Below are 1,107 nucleotides of genomic sequence, written 5' to 3' on the forward strand. Positions count from 1 at the left end.
GTCGTTTGTGCATGGCTGTTTTTCTTTTCAGAACTCTCAATAAACTCCCTTTTCCAAGACTTTAATGTAAGCATCCGAGGAACGCATCTAGAGTAAGCCTATAAATTCACTAAAATAAGCATAATTTCAACCAATCGAGGATTATGCTTTATGAGAAAATACACAATACAAGAAAAAATCGCGCATTTAGAAGCACGCGAAGCCTCTGGGCTTAAAATGGCTGATTATGCAGCTTTGCATAATATCAATTTTAACTCCTTTAGATGTTGGCCTTATTACGTAAAAAAGGCTTTATCTGCTAAATCTATTAACTCCATACATGAAAAATCTGTACATGCCACGGATGTGATTGAGGTTGAAATCATCAATAGTGCGTCCAAAATTGATACTTCTACGACGCTAGTATCACAAAGTGCGCCACAAACAGCCACACTTGTGCCTGTTAAAGTGCTAGAACCTAATCGAAAAGTGTTATCCCAAACTCACAAGGATAAACCTGCAGTATTCCCAGAAATTAATATGCAAAAAAAATGTCATCCAGACAAGCCTAATATTCATGAATCTGATTTTCAACAACCAATACCTGAGGTAACGGTTATCTTACCCTCTGGTTTGCAGGTTAAATGCGATATTGTTTTACTGGAACGGGTTATAGGAGTTGTGTCATGATTCACTCCAATTCTATTTATTTTGTAACAGCTCCCATTGATATGCGTTTGGGGATGGGCCGTTTGACTACTTTTTTGCGGGTTAATTTCCCAAACAAATGTTTCTCAGGTGCGTTATTTATTTTTACCAACCGCCAACGGAGTATGTTCAAATTAATCAGTATGGATTCACATGGTATTTGGTTATGCCAACGCAAATTACACCAAGGTAATTTTCCTAAATTTCAAACTGAACAATCTGAACTGATTTTGACACAAGAGCAATTTAATTGGCTGTGTAAAGGGTTCGATTTTTCTAAAATTGAAGGGTTAAATTTAGCTAATTTTAAACACTAAAAATCGTCATTTCTCATCACTTAAAAGTCAAGTAAGCTGTTGTTTTTTATTTATTTAAGTGATTAATTTTGGTATAATTACACCTATGAAAAATCAATCAAAA

At 35.0% G+C, this 1,107-nt stretch carries 2 protein-coding genes; both read left to right on the forward strand.

Features of this window, described 5'->3' with window-relative positions; translation table 11 throughout:
* Nucleotides 1-150: 150 nt before the first annotated feature.
* Nucleotides 151-669, forward strand: coding sequence for a hypothetical protein (locus ACFFIT_RS05470; RefSeq protein ID WP_385876647.1), 519 nt, complete (start codon nt 151-153; stop codon nt 667-669).
* On the forward strand, nt 666-1,004 hold the full coding sequence (gene tnpB / locus ACFFIT_RS05475) for an IS66 family insertion sequence element accessory protein TnpB (protein ID WP_385876648.1): 339 nt from the start codon (nt 666-668) through the stop codon (nt 1,002-1,004). The genes ACFFIT_RS05470 and tnpB overlap by 4 nt, the downstream gene beginning before the upstream one ends.
* Nucleotides 1,005-1,107 lie beyond the last annotated feature (103 nt).

Origin of the sequence: Thorsellia kenyensis, from assembly GCF_042432445.1 — a bacterium.
GTDB classification, from domain to species: domain Bacteria; phylum Pseudomonadota; class Gammaproteobacteria; order Enterobacterales; family Thorselliaceae; genus Thorsellia; species Thorsellia kenyensis.